Annotated in this window: 8 protein-coding genes; 5 read left to right on the plus strand and 3 right to left on the minus strand. The window is 40.3% G+C overall.

Features of this window, described 5'->3' with window-relative positions; genetic code table 11:
• Positions 1-236: 236 nt before the first annotated feature.
• Positions 237-4145 carry a phosphoribosylformylglycinamidine synthase gene (purL, locus tag QV04_RS10940; protein ID WP_065233460.1) on the minus strand — a complete coding sequence of 1303 codons (3909 nt, stop codon included), beginning with the start codon at positions 4143-4145 and terminating at the stop codon, positions 237-239.
• A 152-nt stretch (positions 4146-4297) separates the two neighbouring features.
• Between purL and mltF the strand changes: the two genes are divergently transcribed.
• The 5 genes from mltF (at position 4298) to hslO (ending at position 9414) form a co-directional block, all read left to right on the plus strand.
• Positions 4298-5761, plus strand: a complete 1464-nt coding sequence (gene mltF, locus QV04_RS10945) for a membrane-bound lytic murein transglycosylase MltF (protein WP_065233461.1) — start codon at positions 4298-4300, stop codon at positions 5759-5761.
• Positions 5762-5807: 46 nt separating this feature from the next.
• Positions 5808-6527, plus strand: a complete 720-nt coding sequence (gene rph / locus QV04_RS10950; RefSeq protein WP_065233462.1) for a ribonuclease PH — start codon at positions 5808-5810, stop codon at positions 6525-6527.
• Between the two features lie 18 nt (positions 6528-6545).
• Positions 6546-7193: an orotate phosphoribosyltransferase gene (pyrE, locus tag QV04_RS10955; RefSeq protein WP_065233463.1), complete on the plus strand. Its 648-nt coding sequence runs from the start codon at positions 6546-6548 to the stop codon at positions 7191-7193.
• A gap of 90 nt (positions 7194-7283) precedes the next feature.
• Positions 7284-8477 carry a Na+/H+ antiporter NhaA gene (nhaA, locus tag QV04_RS10960; RefSeq protein WP_065233464.1) on the plus strand — a complete coding sequence of 398 codons (1194 nt, stop codon included), beginning with the start codon at positions 7284-7286 and terminating at the stop codon, positions 8475-8477.
• A 61-nt stretch (positions 8478-8538) separates the two neighbouring features.
• A complete protein-coding gene (gene hslO / locus QV04_RS10965; protein WP_013745885.1) occupies positions 8539-9414 on the plus strand; it encodes an Hsp33 family molecular chaperone HslO in 876 nt (291 codons plus the stop codon).
• 80 nt (positions 9415-9494) lie between these two features.
• Here hslO and QV04_RS10970 read toward each other — a convergent pair whose 3' ends face one another.
• Both QV04_RS10970 and QV04_RS11880 read right to left on the minus strand, forming a co-directional pair.
• The gene (locus QV04_RS10970; RefSeq protein WP_231924878.1) at positions 9495-23141 is read right to left on the minus strand and encodes an Ig-like domain-containing protein; all 13647 of its coding nucleotides are present in this window, start codon (positions 23139-23141) and stop codon (positions 9495-9497) included.
• Complete coding sequence (locus QV04_RS11880) at positions 23033-23557, minus strand: hypothetical protein (protein WP_021461828.1); 525 nt, start codon at positions 23555-23557, stop codon at positions 23033-23035. Before QV04_RS11880 ends, QV04_RS10970 begins: the two co-directional genes overlap by 109 nt.
• Between the last annotated feature and the right edge of the window lie 250 nt (positions 23558-23807).

Raw genomic sequence — 23807 nt, forward strand, 5'->3', positions numbered from 1 at the left:
GCATTATTGCGACAAGGTCGTCTATACTACGTTTCTTGACCTTTATTGTCAACAAGATTTTTTTCAAGCTTTTTTTCACTTTCTGGGATATTCCTGGCTTTTGAGCCAGTGTTTATCCTCTCTTGTTGCGTGAGGCGGCATTATAGGGATTTTTTTATGCCTTGCAACCCTATTTTTGATTTTTTTAATCGTTCGCTGATTTTTTCAGCGAAACGATTGAAATACAGACTTTACGGCTATTTTAGTGCCACTCTTGCATTGCGGAATAAACGCATCCAAGCACCATCCTCACTCCAATCATCCGGATACCAAGAGTTTGTTACAGAACGGAATACTCGTTCTGGATGCGGCATCATAATTGCAATACGTCCATCAACATTGCTTATAGCTGTAATTCCAAGTGGTGAACCGTTCGGATTTGCAGGATACTGTTCCGTTGGATTCAAATAATTATCCACATATTGTGCAATCACTTGTCCTTGTTGTTGCAATGCACTGATCTGTTCATCTGAAACAAATTCGGCACGCCCTTCACCGTGAGAAACTGCAATCGGCATATGTGATCCTGCCATTCCTGAAAACCATAATGAATTATTCTCTTTAATTTCGACCAATCCTACACGCGCTTCAAATCGTTCAGAGCGGTTTCGTACAAACTTCGGCCACAAATCTGCGCCAGGGATAATCTCTTTAAGGTGAGAAATCATTTGGCATCCGTTACAAACACCTAATGCAATTTTATTCTGATCCGCAAAGAAGCGGACAAACTGTTCACGTAAATTATTATGGAACAAAATAGATTTTGCCCATCCACCGCCTGCACCCAACACATCACCGTAAGAAAAACCACCACAAGCGACCAAAGCATTGAATTGTACCAAGTTATGGCGACCTTCAATCAAGTCACTCATATGAACATCAATCGCTTGGAAACCGGCACGATCAAATGCTGCTGCCATTTCCACGTGGCTATTAACACCTTGTTCACGTAAAATCGCAATTTTTGGTCTTATTCCAACAGCGATATAAGGTGCAGCAACATCCTCATCCGGGTTGTAACTCAATTTGGCGGATAAGCCCGGATTATCGGCATCCGCTTTTGCTTGATATTCCTGATCCGCACACGCCGGATTATCACGTAGACGTTGCATTTGCCAGGTTAGCTCTCCCCAAATTTGGCGTAATTCGGAACGAGCTTGCTGCAATACTACCTGTTCGCCATTTCTCACTACAATAGCATTTTCATTATTGACCGAACCTAATACAGTTGCCACGTCATCCAATTGATATTTCGATAAAATATCAAATACTTCTTGATGATCCTGTTGACGAATCTGCAATACCGCACCCAATTCTTCGTTGAACAACACAGCAAGATTATCTTGACCTAATGGCTGAAGATTAACATCAACGCCACAATTACCAGCAAATGCCATTTCTGCTAAAGCCACAATTAATCCACCATCGGAACGATCGTGATACGCTAATAATTTTTGCTGTTGCACCAACTGTTGCATTGCATCAAAGAAAGCTTTTAATCGTTGTGGATTTTCCACATCAGCCGGTTTATCGCCAAGTTGTTGATATACTTGTGCTAAAGCGGTAGCACCTAAACGATTTTTACCTTCACCAAGATCAATAAAAATCAGCTCACTTTCTCCTTTATCCGTTCTTAATTGAGGAGTAACCGCTTTACGCACATCTTCCACACGAGAAAATGCACTAATCACCAATGATAGTGGTGCGGTTACCGTTTTTTGCTCACCGTTTTCCTGCCAAGTTGTCTTCATTGACATTGAGTCTTTTCCGACCGGAATGGTTAAGCCTAATGCTGGACAAAGCTCTTCCCCAATGGCTTTAACCGCTTGATATAAACCAGCACCTTCACCCGGATGATCTGCTGCCGCCATCCAGTTCGCAGAAAGTTTCACTCGTTTCAAATCACCGATATTAACTGCGGCTAAATTTGTAATCGCTTCCGCTACTGCAAGACGTGCAGATGCAGCAAAATCCAATAATGCCACTGGCGCACGTTCACCCATTGACATTGCTTCACCGTGATAACTGTCGAAACTACTGGTTGTCATACCATAGTCAGCAACTGGGATCTGCCACGGACCAACCATTTGATCACGAGCCACCATTCCTGTTACTGAACGATCTCCAATAGTAATCAAAAACGTTTTCTCCGCCACTACAGGTAAACGCAATACACGATGTAACGCTTCGGTTAAATCAATTTTGTTGGTTTGCAATGGGTGTGAATTAACCCGTTTAGATACTTCATTACGTTGCATTTTTGGTGCTTTACCTAACAACACATTCATAGGTAAATCAATAGGCTGATTAGCAAAATAATTATCGTGTAATGTTAGCTGTTTTTCTTCTGTCGCTTCGCCAATTACAGCATACGGTGCACGTTCACGTTGGCAAAGCTGTTCAAATAATGGCAATTTTTCTGCACTGACCGCTAAAACATAACGTTCTTGCGATTCATTACACCAAATTTCCAACGGACTCATATTGCGCTCATCACTTAAAATTTTACGTAATTCAAAACGACCTCCGCGGCCACCATCATTCACTAATTCCGGCATCGCATTAGATAAACCGCCTGCCCCAACATCGTGAATAAACAGAATCGGGTTATCCGCTCCCATTTGCCAACAACGGTCAATCACTTCCTGACAACGGCGCTCCATTTCCGGATTATCACGTTGAACAGAAGCAAAATCCAAATTCTCTGCTGATTTACCTGATGTCATCGAAGAAGCTGCACCGCCGCCCAAGCCAATATTCATTGCCGGCCCACCAAGCACCACTAATTTTGCGCCAACCGGAATTTCGCCTTTTTGGATATGGTCTTCACGAATATTACCCATACCGCCGGCAAGCATAATCGGCTTATGGTAACCACGCACTTCTTCACCGTTAAAACTATTCACTTTTTGTTCATAAGTACGGAAATAACCTAATAAAGACGGGCGACCAAATTCATTATTAAATGCAGCTCCACCAAGTGGCCCATCAATCATAATATCCAGTGCAGAAGCAATACGATCGGGTTTAGATAAAGTCCCTTCCCAAGGTTGTTGATAATTTGGAATACATAAATTGGAAACGGAAAAACCAACTAAACCAGCTTTTGGTTTAGAACCACGCCCTGTCGCCCCCTCATCGCGTATTTCTCCGCCTGAACCGGTTGCTGCGCCTGGAAATGGAGAAATAGCTGTAGGGTGATTATGTGTTTCTACTTTCATCAAAATGGGCATCGATTCATTATGGTAACGATAAGTGCCGTCCTGATCTGGGAAAAAACGACCTGCAACCGAACCTTCCATTACCGCTGCATTATCTTTATATGCAGAGAACACATAATCCGGTGTTTTTTCGTAAGTATTTTTGATCATTTTAAACAGTGATTTCGGTTGTGCTTTACCGTCAATTGTCCAATCTGCATTAAAAATTTTATGGCGACAATGCTCAGAATTCGCCTGTGCAAACATATAAAGTTCAACATCTGTCGGATTACGTTTTAATAATGCAAACTGTTCCAATAAATAATCCATTTCATCGTTTGCCAACGCTAACCCCAACTCCACGTTAGCTCGCTCTAATGCTGCTCTGCCACCACCTAATATATCAATAGTTTTAAACGGTTTTGGCTCTTGTTGTGCAAACAATTGTGGTAATTGAGAAAAATCAGAAACGACATCTTCCATCATTCTGTCGTGAATCAATTTCGCAAAAACTACTTGTTGAGCATCATTTAATGGTGTAGCAAATCGGCAATCATATAAAATGCCACGTTCTGCACGCACCACAATGCTTAAGCCACAATTATGAATAATATCGGTTGCTTTTGACGACCAAGGTGAAATTGTACCGAAGCGAGGAATAACAATCTGTCCGCACAAAAAATTCTCTTTTTCTGACACTGCCGGAAATGACATTACAGCATTTGCTTCAAATAACCGGTTTAGTTGTTCAATCTGTTGTGCCGATAATCTCTCAGATACCTCAACAAAATAGAGATAATATGTTTGACAACTTTGAAGTGAAATCTGTTGTTCAGCAAGTTGTGAGGAAAGGCGAGAAACTCGGAAATCAGAAAGGGCTACCGCCCCACGGAAAATCAGCATCATAGCAATATCACCTAAAATTTAGAAAATGAAAAATCGCTGTTTATTATACCTAAACTTACATTTAAACGGAAACGTTTGCGTAAACTCTTATTTGTACTTAGCGATTAGATCTTATACAATGCGCATTTTGCAAATTTAAGCTTGAGGTTTCATTGAAAGGTTTGTCTTTACGCATTTTTTTAGCTGTACTTCTATTGCTTTGGGCAATGGATATGGTTTTTCCGTGGCAAAAAATTATGCGTTCAGAAGATAATTTATTTACCTCCATACAAAAAAGAGAACAATTAGTAGTTGGTACCATTAATAATGCATTTTCATATTTCATCAGTCCTAACGGTGCTGCCGGTTTAGAATATGAATTAACAAAAGCCTTTGCTGATTATTTAAATGTTGAACTCAATATTAAAACTTTCGATTCTTCTGAAAAACTATTTGATGCTTTAGAAAATAATGAAATTGATCTTGCCGCTGCAAATTTAATGTATCAACCAGAAAAAGCGGAATATTTTCAAATCGGGCCAAGCTATTATTCCTCTTCTTGGCAACTTGTTTATCGAAAAAATACAACTCGACCTTACGATCTTAACCAATTAAAAGGCAAATTACTCATTGCCAATGACCGCAATCTACAAGAAAAATTACAGCAACTAAAACAGCAATATCCTCGATTAGAATGGCAAACAAGCAATGCTCTATCTATTGAAGAAACATTATTGGCCGTAGCTGATGGTAAAGCAGATTACACTATCGCCAGTTCAATGGATATTGCTTCTATTCAGCAAGTGAAACCAACCATTGCGGTCGGTTTCGATTTAAGTGAAGAAACCTCTGTAAACTGGTATTTACCACATAATCCTTACAATGAATTACAGGCGTCGCTACTTGATTTTATGAATCAAGCAAAAGAATCAGGTTTAATCTCACGAATTGAGGAAAAATATTTTAGTCATCTTTCCCGCTTTGATTATGTTGACGCCCGAACTTACATCCAAGCGATCGAAAACACATTGCCGAATTATTTGGAACTGTTTCAACGTTATGCTAATCCGCTTGATTGGAAATTACTGGCAGCCATCGCTTATCAGGAATCGCATTGGGATGCCAATGCCACCTCACCAACTGGCGTTCGTGGCATTATGATGTTAACTAAAGAAACTGCAACTCGAATGCGAATAGAAGATCGCAATAATCCTGAACAAAGCATTAAAGCCGGCTCGGAATATTTACAACTATTACTAACAAAAATGCCGGAAACCATTGCCGAAGAGGATAAAATTTGGTTCGCCTTAGTTGCCTACAATTTAGGATTAGGGCATTTACTAGATGTACGTCGCTTAACAGAATCTCTCGGCGGTGATCCCAATAACTGGCTAGATGTGAAAAACAATTTACCATTATTGGCGGATAAAAAATATTATAGCAAATTGAAATTCGGTTATGCCCGTGGTTACGAGGCCTATCAATACGTTGAAAATATTCGCCGTTATCATAACAGTATTATTAATTACTACCGCTTACAACAACAATCTCAAGCGAACGAAAACAATGAAGAAGCAGAAGAAAATCTTGATCAAACACCCATAAATCCAAGTATGTCCACCCCAACGTCCTTATAAATTATGCTAAAATCTCCAATTATTTTTAGATAATCGGAGAATTATTATGCGCCCGAATAATCGTGATAATCACGCAATGCGCCCTATCAAAATCACTCGTCATTACACCAAACACGCTGAAGGTTCAGTATTAATCGAATTCGGAGACACAAAAGTGCTTTGTAACGCTACCGTTGAAGAAACCGTCCCTCGTTTTCTAAAAGGGCAAAACCAAGGTTGGATTACCGCCGAATACGGAATGTTACCTCGAGCGACCAACATTAGAACGCAACGAGAAGCTACAAAAGGCAAACAAAGCGGTCGTACTATGGAAATCCAACGCCTAATCGGTCGGTCACTCCGTGCAATGGTCGATCTCACCCTACTTGGAGAACGCACCATTACTCTTGATTGTGATGTCATTCAGGCAGACGGCGGTACACGCACCGCAGCAATCAGCGGTTCAGCGGTTGCACTGCACGATGCGATCCAAACCTTATTGGAGAAAGGTTTAATCAACCAAAATCCAATCAAAAATCTGGTTGCGGCGGTGTCAGTCGGTATTGTTGATCAACAACAGTTATGCGATCTTGAATATGTGGAAGATTCCAATGCGGAAACCGATATGAATGTGGTGATGACCGATGACGGCAGAATGATTGAAGTACAGGGAACTGCCGAAGGTGAACCGTTCAGCCACGATGAATTATTGGCTCTACTCGATTTAGCCAAACAGGGAATTGCTCAAATCAATCAGGCACAAAAAGCGGCACTACAAGCCGAATAACGCCATTAAGGAAAAAATATGCAACAGTATCAACAACAATTCATTGAGTTCGCTCTCAGCCGTAACGTGCTAAGATTTGGCGAATTTACCCTTAAATCTGGGCGTATCAGCCCCTATTTTTTTAATGCTGGATTATTCAATACCGGAGAAGATTTAGCTAAACTCGGCGAATTTTATGCACAGGCTATTTATGCGCAACAGCTTGATTATGATGTGATTTTTGGGCCAGCATATAAAGGCATTCCGATTGCTACTGCAACGGCAGCAGCAATTTATCACCAATTCGGCTTAAACAAACCGGTTTGTTTTAATCGCAAAGAGGCAAAAGATCACGGCGAAGGCGGTAATTTAATCGGTAGCCCGTTGCAAGGAAAAGTGTTGTTGATTGACGATGTTATCACTGCCGGCACTGCAATCCGTGAATCAATGCAATTAATCGAAGCAAATCAAGCAACATTAGCAGGCGTAATGATAGCATTAGATAGACAAGAAAAAGGCAAAAGTGATCTTTCCGCTATTCAAGAAGTAGAACGAGATTACCACTGCCATGTTAGTTCTATTATTACACTTGAACATTTGCTTACCTATTTACAACAATCCGAACAATATTCTGAGTTTTTACCGAAAATGTTGGCTTATCGCCAACAATATGGCATTAATTTATAATTCTCTTTCTGCTCGAAATAGCTACGGGCAGAAACCTTTTTCTTTAAGATTTAATTTCTTTTTATTTTTCTATTTTCAAAGGGAGTGTAAATGCAAAAACTGTCTCAACGAATCCAACACTTTTTTCAGAGTGAACCTGCTGGCGGTATTTTATTATTAATAGCAACATTTCTCGCCATCTTTTGTGCTAACTTGCCGTTTATGACTGATTGCTATCAGGGCTTGTTGAATACTACTGTTGCTTTTCAATTCGGTCAATTTCAATTACATAAACCGCTATTACTTTGGATTAATGATGGCTTAATGGCAATCTTTTTTCTGTCTATCGGTTTGGAAGTAAAAAAAGAGTTATTAACAGGTTCACTATCCAATATTAAAACTGCCATTTTCCCGGCGATTGCTGCTTTAGGTGGAATGATTGTACCTGCGCTGCTATTTTATACTGCCACGCTGAATCATCCCGAATTAACAAAAGGGTGGGCAATTCCAATGGCAACCGATATTGCATTTGCGCTCGGTATTATGGCTTTAGTCGGTAAAAATGTTCCTACACCATTAAAAGTCTTTCTATTAGCATTAGCAATTATTGACGATCTTGGTGCAATTATTGTTATTGCCCTCTTTTTTTCCCACGATTTAGGAACAGTTGCTTTAATTGGTGCTAGCATTTCCATTATTAGTCTAATTTTGCTCAATCGTGCTAAAGTGAGTTCATTAATTCCTTATGGTATTGTTGGCACTATCCTTTGGGTTTGCGTGTTGAAATCGGGTGTTCACGCCACACTTGCCGGCGTGATTATCGGTTTTTCCATTCCGTTGCAAGCTAAAAATGGTGATCACCTATTACACCGTCTGGAACACAGCCTGCAACCTTGGGTAACTTTTATGATTTTGCCGTTATTCGCTTTCGCCAATGCCGGCATCTCGTTCCAAGGTGTTGATTGGCAAACATTAATTTCTCCATTACCCTTTGCCGTATTACTCGGTTTATTTATCGGCAAACCACTCGGTATTTTCGGTATTAGTTACCTTTCAATCAAATTAAAACTAACCAAACTGCCTGAAGGGATTAATTTCCGCCATATTTTTGCCGTATCGCTATTGTGTGGTATCGGCTTTACAATGGCAATGTTCCTTTCCGGCTTGGCATTTGAACAAGAATCGCATCAGCTCAATATTTTAGCTCGTATCGGCATTTTAGCCGCCTCATCACTCTCCGCTATTCTCGGCTTTTTAGTACTTAAACAAGTGACGAAAAATAACCAAGCTATTTCATCCAATTAAACGCTTGTAAACAATAATTTCACCCCTATATAGGGGTGAAATTATTTTTGAGGTAACCTTTATGACAGATTTATATAAACAAGATAATGACAAACTATACCGATTTCTTTTCAAGAACCGTGCAGTTCGCGGAGAATGGGTACGTTTAAACAAAACTTTCACTGAAACACTGAACACACACCACTATCCGACTCCGGTGCAAAATTTACTGGGCGAATTATTGGTTGCCACCAGCTTATTAACCGCCACCTTAAAATTTAAAGGCAATATTACCGTACAAATTCAAGGGGACGGCCCATTAAAACTTGCTTTAGTGAACGGCAACGATCAACAACAGTTACGTGCATTAGCTCGCTTACAGGGCGACATTAGTAATGAAATGAGCTTAAGTGAGATGGTAGGTAAAGGCGTTTTAGTTATCTCCATTATTCCGGAAGAAGGTGAACGTTACCAAGGTGTTATTGCATTAGATAAACCGACCATTACTGAATGCTTGGAAGACTATTTCATCCGTTCCGAACAATTACAAACGCAATTATTTATCCGCTTCGGTGAATATCAAGGCGAAGCCGTTGCCGCCGGAATGTTATTACAAATTATGCCAGATGGACAAGGTTCACCAGATGATTTTGAACATTTAGCAACATTAACAGCAACAGTAAAAGATGAAGAATTATTTGGTTTAAGCGCAGAAGAGTTGCTTTATCGTCTATATCACGAAGAAACTGTTGAAATTTATCCACCACATCATACAGAGTTTTTCTGCGGTTGCTCTCAAGAACGTTCTGGAGCAGCAATTGCTTTACTTTCTGATGAAGAAATCAGTGAAATTTTTGCAGAAAAACCAACTTTAGATATGCAATGTGAATGTTGTGGTACTCATTATATCTTTACTGAAGAAATGGTCAGAAAACTAAAAGAGCAAAGTCTCCACTAATACAGCTACTACTTTCATTGATACAAAAACAAACCCTTTATGCCTCTCGGCATAAAGGGTTTTAATTAAATAACAAGCAATTAAATAATTACTTTCACACCTTGTTGGATATATAAAATATCTTCACTTGATGAATGTTTATATACATCAACATTTCGATAAGACACACCATTAAAACTATGTTCTACTGCTGTCTCACTCTTCGTCCAACCTGAACCTGAAAGCACAACTTTATTCGTCGCATCTCCGCCATCATTACGGATAAACAACTCATCTTTTCCAGCTGGAGGCAGTCCGGTGTTATTATTAACAAGATTACCGCTTTCAATTTTCACGGTTACACCCGTACCTGTAAACCGAATTTCTTCTGCTCCCCAGATCTGAGTATGCTCCGAAGGTCTCCCTCCAATACTAAATTGGTTATTGTACCCCTCTGACTGCGAACCCTCTATGCTTAAAATGTCGTAATCCGTTTTATCCTCTCCTAAATCAATAATATGATCATTATCACCTTTAACATTCTTAATAGTAACAATATCGTTACCATTTCCAGCAAAAATACTCACATTATTTTCTGTACCAATATTACCTACAGAAATCGTATCGTTACCTTCACCGCCTCGTATTTCGAATTTTCCACCTAGGTCTTTCAGAATATCACCATCGAGAGTAATGGTATCATCACCTGCTCCACCATCGATCAAATTATTATACCCACGAATATTGCCACTAATTGTAATAGTATCATTACCCGCGTCGCCAAATATTTGGTTATCCATACCGAATAAATCTCCCTTGATCGTAATAGTATCATCGCCTTTACCACCAGAAATCCGAGAATTATCGGCTTCCAACGCTACTGATTTCTTTGGTAACGCATTAATAATAATGGTGTCATTACCATCTTCTGCACTAATAATACTGCCGCGTCCTTCTTGTTTCGCTATACCACCCACGGTAATTTTATCTTCACCAGCACCGGCATAAATTGCAGAGTTCGACATTTGAGCAAGCTCAACGCTATCCTCTCCCAAACCTAACCAGAAACGGCTATTTTCAGTGACACCTGACTGAATGGTATCCACATCTTTGCCACCAAAGTAATTAACACCGGACATTTTACCTGTTACCGATAATGTGTTCTGTCCATCACCAAGATCTAACACATCAATAATTTCAGTTATGCTTTCACTGGTTGAGGTAGCAACTCTATCTGCGCCAACCACGGCTCTACCACCTGTCGCACTTCTATCTTGGCTATCTGTCGCTATCAAATCAATTGCACGCTCTAAGCTTGAATTAATTTGATCTTTCAATGCTTGATCATAGAAATTTTTGTAACGTTCTATACCTTGTTGCACAAAGCGATCATTATTTGCGAAAACCTGACTAATCCAATCCGATGTTTTACCGGAAAGAATGAGATCTTTACTAATTGTTACCTTATCTTCGCCATTACCCATCATCATAGACAACTGAGCTTCTTTAACATTTCCAATAGTAACATTTGCACTCTCTTTAGAAGTAATTAACACCAATGGTCGCTCATAATTTGACTCTCGCTCTATTTTTGCTAAGGATAAGGTATCATTTCCTGAACCTAAATTAATAATCGTAGAGCCTTCATAAGAGTTTTCACGCAATTGCCCCAAAACATTTCCACCCACAATCATTGTGTCATCACCCTCGCCAAGGTTAAAGTAATTACCTGACTCTTTTTGCGAGCCGGTGAACACATTCCATTTAATGGATACTTTATCATTACCAGCACCCATATCTATTTTGGCATTCGTTGCATAGAGTGAAGCATATTTCATCTCATCTCTTACAGCTCCTGCTTTATTTGGGTCCTCTGTGTCTTTTGCCGTGCCGGTAACTTCAAAAGTATCATTACCATCACCCATATAGATTTGGTTACTACCATCAACATTAGGACGTGAATACCCTAATCCGATATAATAATCATATCGACCTTGTAGGTTCATTGTCGTAATCATATCATCACCATCATTGGTTCTAATCACAACATTACCGGCAATTGCTGGTGCAGAAATGTAGTCATTTCCACCGCCTAATGTATCCATAATAAATTGGGTCATCGTTTTATTAGTTAAGCTTGCCGAACTACCTGAATTCTCTGCACCAATCCATCCTCTACGATTATAATAGTCCCACCACTCATCAGTTCGTGACATACCTGAAACAATAATATCAGCTGCTTCATTATCCCCATTCCACTTATAAAATAACGCTTTATCTTGGTTATACATTACAGCAGTTTTGGTATCAAATCCCCAACCTTGAGCATGATCATTATGATATGGATTGCTTGATGTATCATCATCGTCATCTTTACGCATCATCCAGTCTAATTTTGGATTATACACAACAACTTTATTACCTAATTTATCTGTAATAATGCGTTGTTTATCACTCTGTGCATTACCGAAATCTAGTTTCATCGTCATTTCTGCTGCACCTGAAACCTTAGTATTTCCATCTTTCAGAGTGTGAGAACCATCGGTTGCGACTATCGTTACACTATTTGGCTTGTTGTTAGGGCCATCTGAAACAGATGATGTAATCTTAGAGAGATCCAACTGTGGAACAACATTATCCACAATAACATCCACACTTCTTTCCGGTAAATTAGCATCATTAAATCTTGTGTTCTTATCCTGATGCACAATATCTGCAATGACTTGGTATTGCTCATAATCTGCGCTGAGATTATTAAACGCCCCTTTATATGTTTGGGAATCAGACGAAATATCGAGATAATGTACCTCAACTTGTTGATCCCCCTTCATTAAGCGCACTCGAATTATCGCTTCTTCGGCTTCTTGCCCTTTCACTGTTGCTGTATAGTAAATTGCCTTTTGATTAGTATCTACTATATTTGGTGTAGTGGTATCCAAATCCTGATTATTCACTTTAAAATCAGTAAATTTCAATGGATCTTTCACAACGTGTCCAACACCTTGTTCAGATTGATTGCCTGCTTTATCAAAAGCTTGTGCAGTTACTGTTGTACCATACGGGAACTTCTCAATATTAGTTGGAATGGTTGCTGTATTGCCATTAATCGTAATCCAATCTGCTTCTGTCGATTTTTCCCAACCATTAGTAGCAGTTTTGGTTAATTTAACGCTTTGATCACCTGCGGTAATAATAACCCAATCACCTACTTCAGCTTGAGTTCCAATACTTGTGGAAGGATCAAAGTTACTGCGTGCTCCAGTCGGTAGAGTAATACTAACCTTGCCTCCCGTTTCGGATGTCACTACTGGCGTATCCGGAGTAAGCTTATCCACATAAATCAACAACGGCTCAGATTCAGACTTAACCGTGGTTTTATCTGACTGATACAATTTCACTGGATATTTATTCTCTCCTTGGCTCAATGCAAAATTTATTGGAAAGCCTGCTTTTACCTCAAAATATCCATTCTCAATATCAGTTTGCTTAACCGCTGCTTGCAGAGTTGAAGAGCCAAAAGGAAACTCAACAAAATCACCTACTTTAGCAGAATTTGGTAAATAAATTTTTACCGTTACATTTGATGGAGATCCGCTAGCCTCTAATTCAGCAGTATTAAGCACCATTGTCGTATCGGTATCATTCATTAAGTTACTATTAACCTCTGGATGTTCCAAAGCCACAGTAATTTTAGTGGGATCTATCAAGGTATTATCGCTATATTTCTTCGCTTTATTACCTGCAATATCAAAGGATTGTACCGACACGCCTGTACCTGATGGTGCAACAGTATGTGATATAGTAACTTCATTATCTCTCGGTGTTGGTACAAGTTCAGTATTGTCACTTTCCCAACCATTATTACCATCACTGGTTAAGGTTACTTTCTGATTACCTACCATTACTTCTACATAATCATCTTGAGGTGCATTATGTGGAAGGGTAATGGTAACATTACCATTCTGATCATTAACTGCTGTTGCGGCATCAGGTGCTGTGGTATCAATAACGAATTTTTCAGCATTAGTGCTGTATTTAATCGCACCCTCTTTATCTTGTTGAGTGATGCGAATTGTTTCCACTGTATATTCACCTTCAGGTAAAATATAAACACCCTCAACATAAGGCACAGTTTGATAATTACCCTCAGCATCTTTGTATTCCACTTTAGTAATCATCGCATTATCATCACCCACAAGTTTTAAGCCACCATCATTGGTAATGTTGTCTCTATCAGATACGCCGGTATCGTTTCGTAAGCTAATATCTACATCCTTCAACTGATTATTGAAATAAGGTGCAGTAATTGAATCTGATGATGGAGAAATATTATGAGCTTTATCCTTAGCCGTTGCTGTAATAGTTTCTTTACCGATTAATGGATCTTCTAATTCGATTGTAAATTCACCTTTTTCATTAGCAATGATCGGTTGATCGTTTTTCTCTATTGCAACTGGTTGACCATCTTTACTTGTCACCTGCAACTCAATAGTGCTACCTGGCTCGGCAATTCCACTAATAACCGTTCCTTGCTCATTAATCTCAATTACCGGTGCACTAGGTGCTATTTCATCCGGCGTTGGACTTTGCTCAGTCGCACGATTATCATAACTATTAGTAGATGTTACTGTTAACGTTTCACCAGTTTTAATTGGCGAATCAACAGTATAACGATAATTACCTTCCTCATCTGTATGATAAGTTTCAGGCTCACCATCACCATTATGATCGGCTTGAATATCTTGGTTAGCCTTTTCAGTTCCTAAACTCACTACCTCTTCGTGTGTTAATGTAATAGTAAACTTACCATCGCTATCAGCTGCTCCACGACCAACTACTTCATTATTCGCATTACGAATTTCCACCGTGCTAAGCGGATCAGTAGTACCTGTTACAGATTCACCATCATTTGAAGTAATTTTTAAGGTGTTACTTGTATCTATAGTATCAGCAATATCTACTGTTTTTTCTTCACTACCAAGATATTTATCATCAATTGCTTTAACTTGAATACTTGGTAAGTTATTGCCTGCATTAACAAAAGTAGCCCCTTTCTCAGTTAAACTAATTTCTCCTGTTCCACTATCAAGCACAAAATAACCATCATCGTTGTTTAACAATTGAATAGTTACGGTATCATCTTTATCTGGATCCGTTGCTGTTACTGTCGCAATTAGTTTGTCTGCTGTTGCCTGACCTTTAGTAAAACCTGTTTTCACTATATCCTCTGGTTTAATAGTCAATACAGGTGCATCATTTACATCTACCGCATGAACACGTGCTGAATGACTATTACCAGCTTTGTCTTGGGCAGACACAGTTACTTCTGAACCATCTGTTACTTTATCATTTGGAATAGTGGTTGTAGTTGAACCATTAGGTACATTAGGCACTACAGCAGGATCGCTAGAAGTCCAACTACCATCATCACCTTTAGTTAAGATAATATCACGTGGCTTGGTTTCACCCTCAGGTTGTACGGTAACAGTTACTTTATCCGCATCATTAGGAAGTGTAATCACCACACTACCGTCTTTTTTGGCTACTGGTGTTGTTACAGTCGGCGCTTGTGTATCGACAGTAAAGGTTTTGCTCTCACTCTCTAGACTATTGTTACCGGCTGGATCTTTGACTTGTGCAGTAACAGTATACTCGCCATCGGCTTGTTGCTCTGGGAATTTCGCACGTTCCACAGGGATGGTTGCGATAAGATCGCTACCACTTAAATCACTCGCTTGAACTTTGTAGTCAACGGTAATAGCTTTCCCTATTTGTGGTTGAAGGGTTAAGGTAACAGTATCACCTACTTGCGTACCTTGTGGTAGGCGAACTTGTACTTCAATACCGTCAGAAAATTCTGTCGCATTGATGCTATAACCATCCGCCTCAGTAGCTTCTGGAATTGATTCAATCACTGGTTTACCATCATCATCCGCAACACCATCGCCATTGCTATCACCTGGAACGGTGGTATCTACTTTAAAGTTAACTGGATCGCTGTCTTTACTGCTATTACCGGCAGGGTCAGTGACTTTGGCAGTGACGGTGTAGTTGCCATCTACAGCGTTATCTGTACCTTTTGGCAAATTATCTTTAGTAATAGGAATTTCTACTGGGGTTGTACCATTAACATCATCACCATGTTTAACGGTATAAGTGACCTCTTGTTCTGTACCGTCATCTGCTTTTACGGTCAAGATTACGGTATCACCCTCTTGTGTACCTTTTGGTAGCGTAACTTGAACTTTGATTCCGTCTGAAAGCTCTTTGACGTTCACACCATCTTTTACACCGTCTGGAAGAGTCACAACTGGTTTACCAGCATTATCAGGTTTATTGTTACCATCGCTATCACCTGGGACAGTGGTATCTACAGTAAATGTGACTTGATCCGAATCTTCGGATTCACGTGCGCCTTTGCTATAAGGCTCTTTCACCGAAGCTGTGATGTTATAAGTTTCGCCATCCGTGAATTTATCTTTAGGCACGGTCACGGCAATCGGATCAGTACCAATTGTGGTGTCTGCTGGGATAGTAAAGGTATAAATTTCACTACCATTGTTTTTAATTACAATGATATCGCCAGCTTCTGTACCTGCTGGTACGGTGACATTGATCACTACGCCATCGGCATCGGAAAGCTCAGCGGCATTAATTTTGCCGTCTTTATCTAAGCTTGGATTAGAAGCTTCAGGAATGGTAATGCTTGGTTTACCATCACCTTTACTATCGCTATCGGCATCGGTTGTACCCCCCGGTTGATTACGATCAATCTGGATGGTTTGTGAGGCTTCTGTTTTCTCACCACTTGTTGGTGTTACCACAATGCTAGAGGTAATTGAAGTTGCATTAGCATCGACTTCTACATCATTAATTGTTGTGGTGTATTCAGTTTTGCCATCGGCTACTTCTGCCTTTAATTCGTATGTTTTATCACCGTGTTTGATGACTTTGGTATCACCACTTAAATCGACAGTGTAAGTGTTATCGCCGTTGATAGTGATTGCAACAGTATCACCTGCATTCACTGTTGGGAGATTGACTTTAACAGAAACCACATTATTAGCGATTTCATCCCCCATTAAGACACCATTTTGATCGGCATCTGAGGTGTAAACAATATTTGGTTTACCCTCTAAAGCACGGTTTACATTTATTTTCACTAAATTAGAAACTTTTGAATCATTTCCAGCTTTATCCAATATATTAGCCGCAACGAATAATACACCTTCTTTTTCTGCTTCTACACCGGTTGGCACAGAAACAATAGCCGATTTACTGCTTGCTTCTGCATCAGAAATAGTATGCGCAATCTGTTCTCCCACTACAGGTTGACCCTCTACCCCATTTTCTTTTGGTGTAGTGATTGGAGTGATATAAAGCACATCGCCTGCTTTCACATCATCCGGTAATGTCACTTTGACTTGGACACTATCATCTTCTGCCACTTCATTACGAGTAATAATGTTGTCTTGTGGGTTGTTATCACTCACAAAGCCTTCGATAGTTGGTTTACCAGTTGCTGTAGTATCAAGGGTAAAGTCAGCCGGATCACTGGCTTTACCTGCATTACCGGCTTGATCGGTGACCAACGCAGTAACGTGATAATCTCCATCTGTTAATTTGCTGGAAGTTGGAATGGTAATGGTTGCACCATTCGTTAAATCGCTTTTTTGGACTTCGTAAGGTTTAGTTGTAAATACCGGTGTCGTACCGTCTGCATTTGTCACGGTCAAGGTGACAGTATCACCGGCTCGAGTACCATTTGGTAAGGTTACTTTCACTTGAATGCCTGCGCCTTCTTGATTTTCACCACCATTCCATTCGGTGTCGTTCACACCGTTGTCAGCTTCTGGAATGCTGACTTCTGGCGCTTCTTCTACACCTGGTACCGCAGGGTTGGTATCCCCTGGCGCGGTAATATCAATGGTGAAGTTTGCTGCATCACTCATCGCACTGCTATTGCCAGCGGCATCAGTCACCACGGCGGTTACGGTATAGTCACCGTCAGGATTGCTTGGGAATTTTGTTGTCGGGATATCGACAGTGACGGATCCTGAACCTGTGACATCGTCTGTACCTTTAACAGTATAAGGTACTTCAAATGATTGACCCTCTTTTGGTGTCACAGTCAAGGTCACAGTATCGCCTGCTTCTGTGCCTTTTGGTAAGGTCACTTGAACTTGAACACCATCTTTAAAGTCTTTCGCGTTGACAATATGGTTATCGGCTTCTGTCGCTTCTAGGATAGTGACCACTGGTTTACCATCATTATCCACAACGCCATCACCGGTAGTGTCACCAGGTACAGTAGCATCAACAGTAAATTTCGCTTCATCGCTGGTTGCACTGCTATTGCCGGCAGCATCAGTGACTTTGGCGGTTACGGTAAACTCACCGTCAAGGGTTTTATTTTGTCTATCTTTTGGCAAGTTATCTTTAGGAATAGTAATGGTGACAGGGTCAGTACCGGTCAAATCATCATTTGCGTTAACAGTATGCGCTACTTCAAATGATTTACCCTCTTTTGGAGTAACAGTCAAGGTAACAGTATCCCCTGCTTGCGTACCTTTCGGTAGGGTCACATTAACTTGAACACCATTATCTAATTCAGAGGCGCTAACACCATCTTTAGCTTCAGGAATAGTAATCACTGGTTTACCATCATTATCATCCCCTTGACCATTAGCAAAGCCATCGCCATTGCTATCGCCTGGGACGGTGGTATCGATTACCAATGAAGTAGATTCGCTTTCAACCGTTGTTGTGCCATCGCTAACTTTCGCCACCACGACATAGGAACCATCCGCTTTAACAGGGAAGCTATTGGCTTGATCGTTCTCTTTGCTTGCTGGAATATGGATAGTTAATCCGTCTGTAGCATTCAAATCTTCCGCTGTCAAATTTTTAGTGATGGTAATTGGTGCTTTGCCATCAGCAGATACAGTCACGGTGAGAGTATCCCCAGCTTGCGTACCTTCAGGGATAGTCACCTTAATATCTACCCCTTGGGCAGTTGCAAACTCAGACGCATTGACACTGTTGTTATCCATTTCTGGGATAGTCACTACAGGTTCACCACTGATTTCAACGGTATCCACGGTAAATGACGCTTTATCACTCGGTTGGCTAGTATTACCAGCTGCATCTTTAACTTGTGCAGTCACCGTAAAGTTGCCATCAAGAGTCTGTTTGCTGTCAGCATCTTTTGGCAATATATCTTTAGGAATGGTGATTTCAACTGTACGCTCTCCGTTAAGATCCCCTGCTTTTACTTCGTATGGAGGTTCAATAGCGATAGAAGCTTTACCCTCTGGAGTAAGAGTAAGATAAACTTGATCTCCCTGTTGTGTTCCTGCTGGTAAAGTCACTTTGACTTGAACACCGTCTTTAAGATCATCAGCATTGATGGTATTACCATCTGCATCTGTCGCTTCTGGGATAGCCACGACAGGTTTACCACCGTTAGCATCTTGCTCATTTACCACACCATCGCCATTGCTATCGCCTGGGACAGTGGTATCAACCTTAAATATTGCTTCATTACTCGGTTGGCTGGTATTACCATCCGCATCCTTCACGGTTGCGGTCACTTTGTACTCGCCCTCGGTGATTTTGCCTTTCTCATCAGTTGGGAATTGCTTGTTAGGTACAGTGACAGTCACTTTGCCATCGCCTGTTCCTGGTAAATCACCCTTTGCTACTGTACCAGTGGCAGTAACGGTTGAACCATCCGGTTTTGTCATTGTCACTGTCACGGTATCACCCACTTCTGTGCCTTCTGGTAAGGTGACTTCAACCTGAACACCGTCTTTTAAGTCATCGCTACCGACTGGTTTGTATTGATTGTCACTGGTGTGAGCATCCACCACCGAAACATTTGGTTTACCACCGTTATCATCTTCACTGTCTGCTACACCATCGCCATTGGTATCGCCTGGAACCACGGTATCCAAGACTGTAAATGTTTTTTCAACACTTGCAAGGCTTTGGTTACCAGCAGCATCTTTGATTTGTGCTGAAACAGTGTAATCCCCTTTTGGTGTTTCAGGGAATTGATTTTTAGGAATAGTCACAGTTGCAGTTTTAGCCGATAAATCATTATCGCTGATAGGATCAGAAATAACGGTAAAGGCTTCACCGCCTTTTGGTGTCACTGTTAAGGTGATGGTATCGCCTTTTTGCGTACCCTCTGGTAAAGTCACTTTAACTTGAACACCATCATTAAATTCTGTAGCAGTAACACCACCATCGGTATCTTCAGGGATAGAGACGCTTGGTTTACCGTTGATATCATTGGTATCTGCTTTGCCATCACCATTGGTGTCACCTGGGACAGTGGCATCGATAGTAAAGCCTTTCGCATCACTGACCAGACTAGTGTTCCCAGCTTTATCAGAAACAGTGGCGGTGACTTGGTAAGCCCCATCTACCTTACCGTCGCTATCTTTTGGTAAATCCGCTTTAGGAATATCTACAGTGACTTTTCCTGCAGTGATATCCCCGGATTCCAAGGTTTGGGTCACTTTAATCGGATCATTGCTATTCGGTGTTGTCACTTCTAAAGTGACGACATCACCTGCTGCCACACCACCTGGTAGAGTGACTTCCACTTGAACATCATCTTTAAGATCGTCAGCATTGATGGTATTGCCATCTGCATCTGTCGCTTCTGGAATATCGATAACTGGTTTGCCAGCATTTTTATCCTCAGCATCTACTTTACCATCACCGTTTTCATCGCCCGGTGCAGTAGTATCCACAGCAAATGTCACTTCATCGCTATCTGGACTGCTATTGCCTGCCGGATCGGTAACTTTGGCAGTGACGCTGTAGTCCCCGTCAAGAACTTTACCATTACCATCTTTTGGTAATTGTTCTGTCGGCACAGTGACAGTTACTTTGCCATCACCTGTTCCCGGTAAATCACCCTCTTCGACTTTGGCGGTCTTTTTAACTTCACCATTAGGTGTTTTAACTGTTACTTCTACAGCATCACCCGCTTCTGTGCCTTTTGGTATAGTCACTTCGACTTGAATACCGTTTTCTAAGTCTTTATTACCGACTGGTTTATCTTGTCCATCGTCTGTATGGGAATCTTTCACCGTCACAATCGGTTGACCGCTATTTTCATCAGAGCCATTGACTACACCATCATCATTGCTATCGCCTGGGATAGAATTATCGATTTTAAAGGCAACGGTATCAGAATCTTCGGATTCACGTGCTTTATCGCCATAGCTGTCTGGTTCTTTCACCGAAGCGCTTAATTCATAAGCACCACTTGGGAGTTTCTCTTTAGGAATAGAGAACTCAATCACACTACCTTTTGTTGTGGTTGTGCCTTGAGGGATGGTGTAGGTGTAAAGCTTTTGTCCATTGTTTTTAATTACAATAACATCACCAGCTTGTACTCCTTCAGGCAAGGTTACTTTCGCTACAACCCCATCAGAAAGCTCTTGGGCATTAATGTTGCCGTCTTTTTCTAGGCTTGGATTAACTGCTTCAGGGATTTCAAGTTTTGGTTTATCATCACCCTTAGCATCACCATTGTTATCTCTACCACCCGGTTGAGAGCGATCGATACAAAGTGTTCCATTAGCTTTTAACTCAGTATTATTCGCAGTTACCACAACATTTGTTACAACCTCTGATATACTACCATCGGCTATAGATATATCATTAATAGTAACAGTATAACCATCATCATCTGTAGCAGGTTTAAACTCAAAAGTTTTATCATTGTGTGTTACTTTTTGAGTAATTACATCAACACCATATTCTTCACCATTGATAGTGATAGAAACTTTATCGCCTTCACCAATATACGGAAGATTAATTTTAACTGAAGTAGTATTACCAACTAATTCTTCACCTAATAGAACTTGATTATTATCTTTATCATCGAGATATTCGACAGAAGGCTTACCCAATAAAGTACGTTTCACATCATAATTATCTGAGTCTTTTTCAGTTGATGAGTTTCCTGCTTTATCAATGAGTTGTGCAGTGAAAGAAACTTTGCCTCGCCCTAAGGCATCAACACCAGTAGGTGCATCAACAATCGCATAGCCCTGATCTATCTCTGCTTTAGTAAGTGGATGTTCAATCGGAGAACCTTTTTTATCTTCTGTTAAAGGTGTAACGATAAGTTTATCGCCCTCTTCAAGCCCTTGAGGTAAGTAAACTCTAACAGGTACTTCACCGTTTTTATTGATCTCATTACGTGTTAATACATTATCTGCCGGGCTATTATCACTCGCCACATCAACTTTTATTGGTGCATCCGGTTTTTCTAAATCTGCTTTTGGAGCAATACTTGTGCTAATAAAACCTTGATTGCCTGCATCATCTTTAATGTAGGCTTTTACTTCTGTATTAGGTTCAACTTCAACCTCTACACCTGATCTTAAGTTTTCAGTTGTAATTCTAGTTTCTTGACCGTTGACGACAACAATATCACCTACTTGAGCATCTGGGAATTTTACGGTAGCAGTAATAGTATTTGGCTTGTCTTGTTCAACTTCCTCAATATTGTAAATGTTATCTGTACCCGTACTTTCAAATGTGATTATAGGTTTCACATTTGGCACATCTACATCTGCATTCTGCAAAGTTTTACTAGCAATCTCACCTGCTACTCCATTTGCTCCTATAATAAAAGCAGAAATCTCACTACCCGGTTTTACTTCTACCTCAATACCATTTTTGTTATCAGTAGTAATTTTAAAGACTTCCGTTTTACCATCACGCGTAATAGAAATGCTATCACCAATATTTGCGTTTGGAATCACTTTAACAGTAATAGTACCGTCTGTTCCAACTTCTTTTGCGTTGTATAATTTATCTACTCCTGCAACTGGCACAGCATAGTCAAAATCTGGTTTAGTCTTCGGAACAACTAAAGGAGCTGTTACTTTCTCAGAATTGGATTCATTATTAGCATTATCTGTGGCTGTTACTGAAAGCTCTTCTAGTGCTGTTTTTGGTTCATCCAATGTAATATCAAATTTACCATCCTCTTCATTGGCTTTTCCTGTACCGATTACATTATCTTTCTCATCTTTTACAGTCACGGTGCTGCCCGGTTCAGCCGTACCAGTGACACGTGTCCCATCATCAGACACACCAAGATTTTCTGGTTTTGCTGGTGGAGTGCTGTCGTCTGCTTTAACCGTATTCGGTTGTGAAGGGTTACCGGCTTCGTCTTTGGCTTCTACTGTTAATTCCTCACCATTGGTTTTTGGTGGGTTAATAGTCACATCAAATTTACCATTATCACCTGCTGTTGCTGTACCGATTTCTTTACCGTTTTCATCTTTCACGGTTACAGTGCTACCTGGTTCTGCTGTACCGGTGACATGTGTACCATCATCAGACACATCAAGATTTTTTGGCTTGTTTGGTGGAGTGCTATCAGATGCGATTACATCTGTTGGGGTTGACGTATTACCGGCATTATCTGTTGCAGTAACTTCTACTTTTTCGCCGTTATTTTTTGGTGGGTTAAGATCAATTGAAAAATTGCCTTGCTCATCAGCTTTTCCATTCGCAATCACATTACCCTGGTCATCTTTAATAGTAATTTTACTACCGGGTTCGGCTTTACCAGTAATTTGTTTACCATCATTTTTAATAACTACATCTGTTGGTTGAGACGGAGGCGTGGTATCTGACGGAGCAGAATGTGCTGAACTACCCCCCCCGAACCACCTGCGGCCGCTGCACCCAAACCGAGAACAGTTAATCCAGCAAGACCGTAAAGCCACGGACGGAAGCTATCACCTTCCGCTAAAGTTCCAGTCATTCCCGCTTCAATTTCAGAGAAAGAAGAAAATTCTTTACCTACCTGTGTAACGATAACTTGTCCGGCATCTACGCCTTCCGATGCACCAACATCAAAAATTGCGAAACATTGCTGCTCATCATCACATTTACCCCAGAAATCATCAATGATAACTTCTACATTCTCTTTTTCACTTTTTAAAATAAGATCATTTCCGGAACGAGTAACTTTAATATCTTCTGGTGTTTTGCCGGTTGCGCGGTCGATGAGATAGTACTCTTCACCCGGCACAGCCAATTCCGTATATTTACCATTTTTTAAAACTTTTGATAAATCAATGCGTTTGCCTGATTTTTTCTCAACGAGGATAAGCCCCATAATTTCTCCCAATACGTCTTTATAGAATTAACTAAGCTCCCTTTCATTCCAACAACAAGTATGAACAGCCATCCTCATAAAAGTAAGAACGAAAAGCAATAAATCGACGCATATTATCAAAAGCAAGCGTAAAGTCAATTTAAACTTTATTTAAAATTTAAGAAATTGTTGTTTATATGATATTTTGTATTTCTTTGATGTCAAAATATTATTTTTATTTATAATTTTGAAATAATGAATTAAAGAAGCT

The sequence above is a fragment of the Gallibacterium genomosp. 1 genome (assembly GCF_001678575.1).
GTDB lineage: Bacteria > Pseudomonadota > Gammaproteobacteria > Enterobacterales > Pasteurellaceae > Gallibacterium.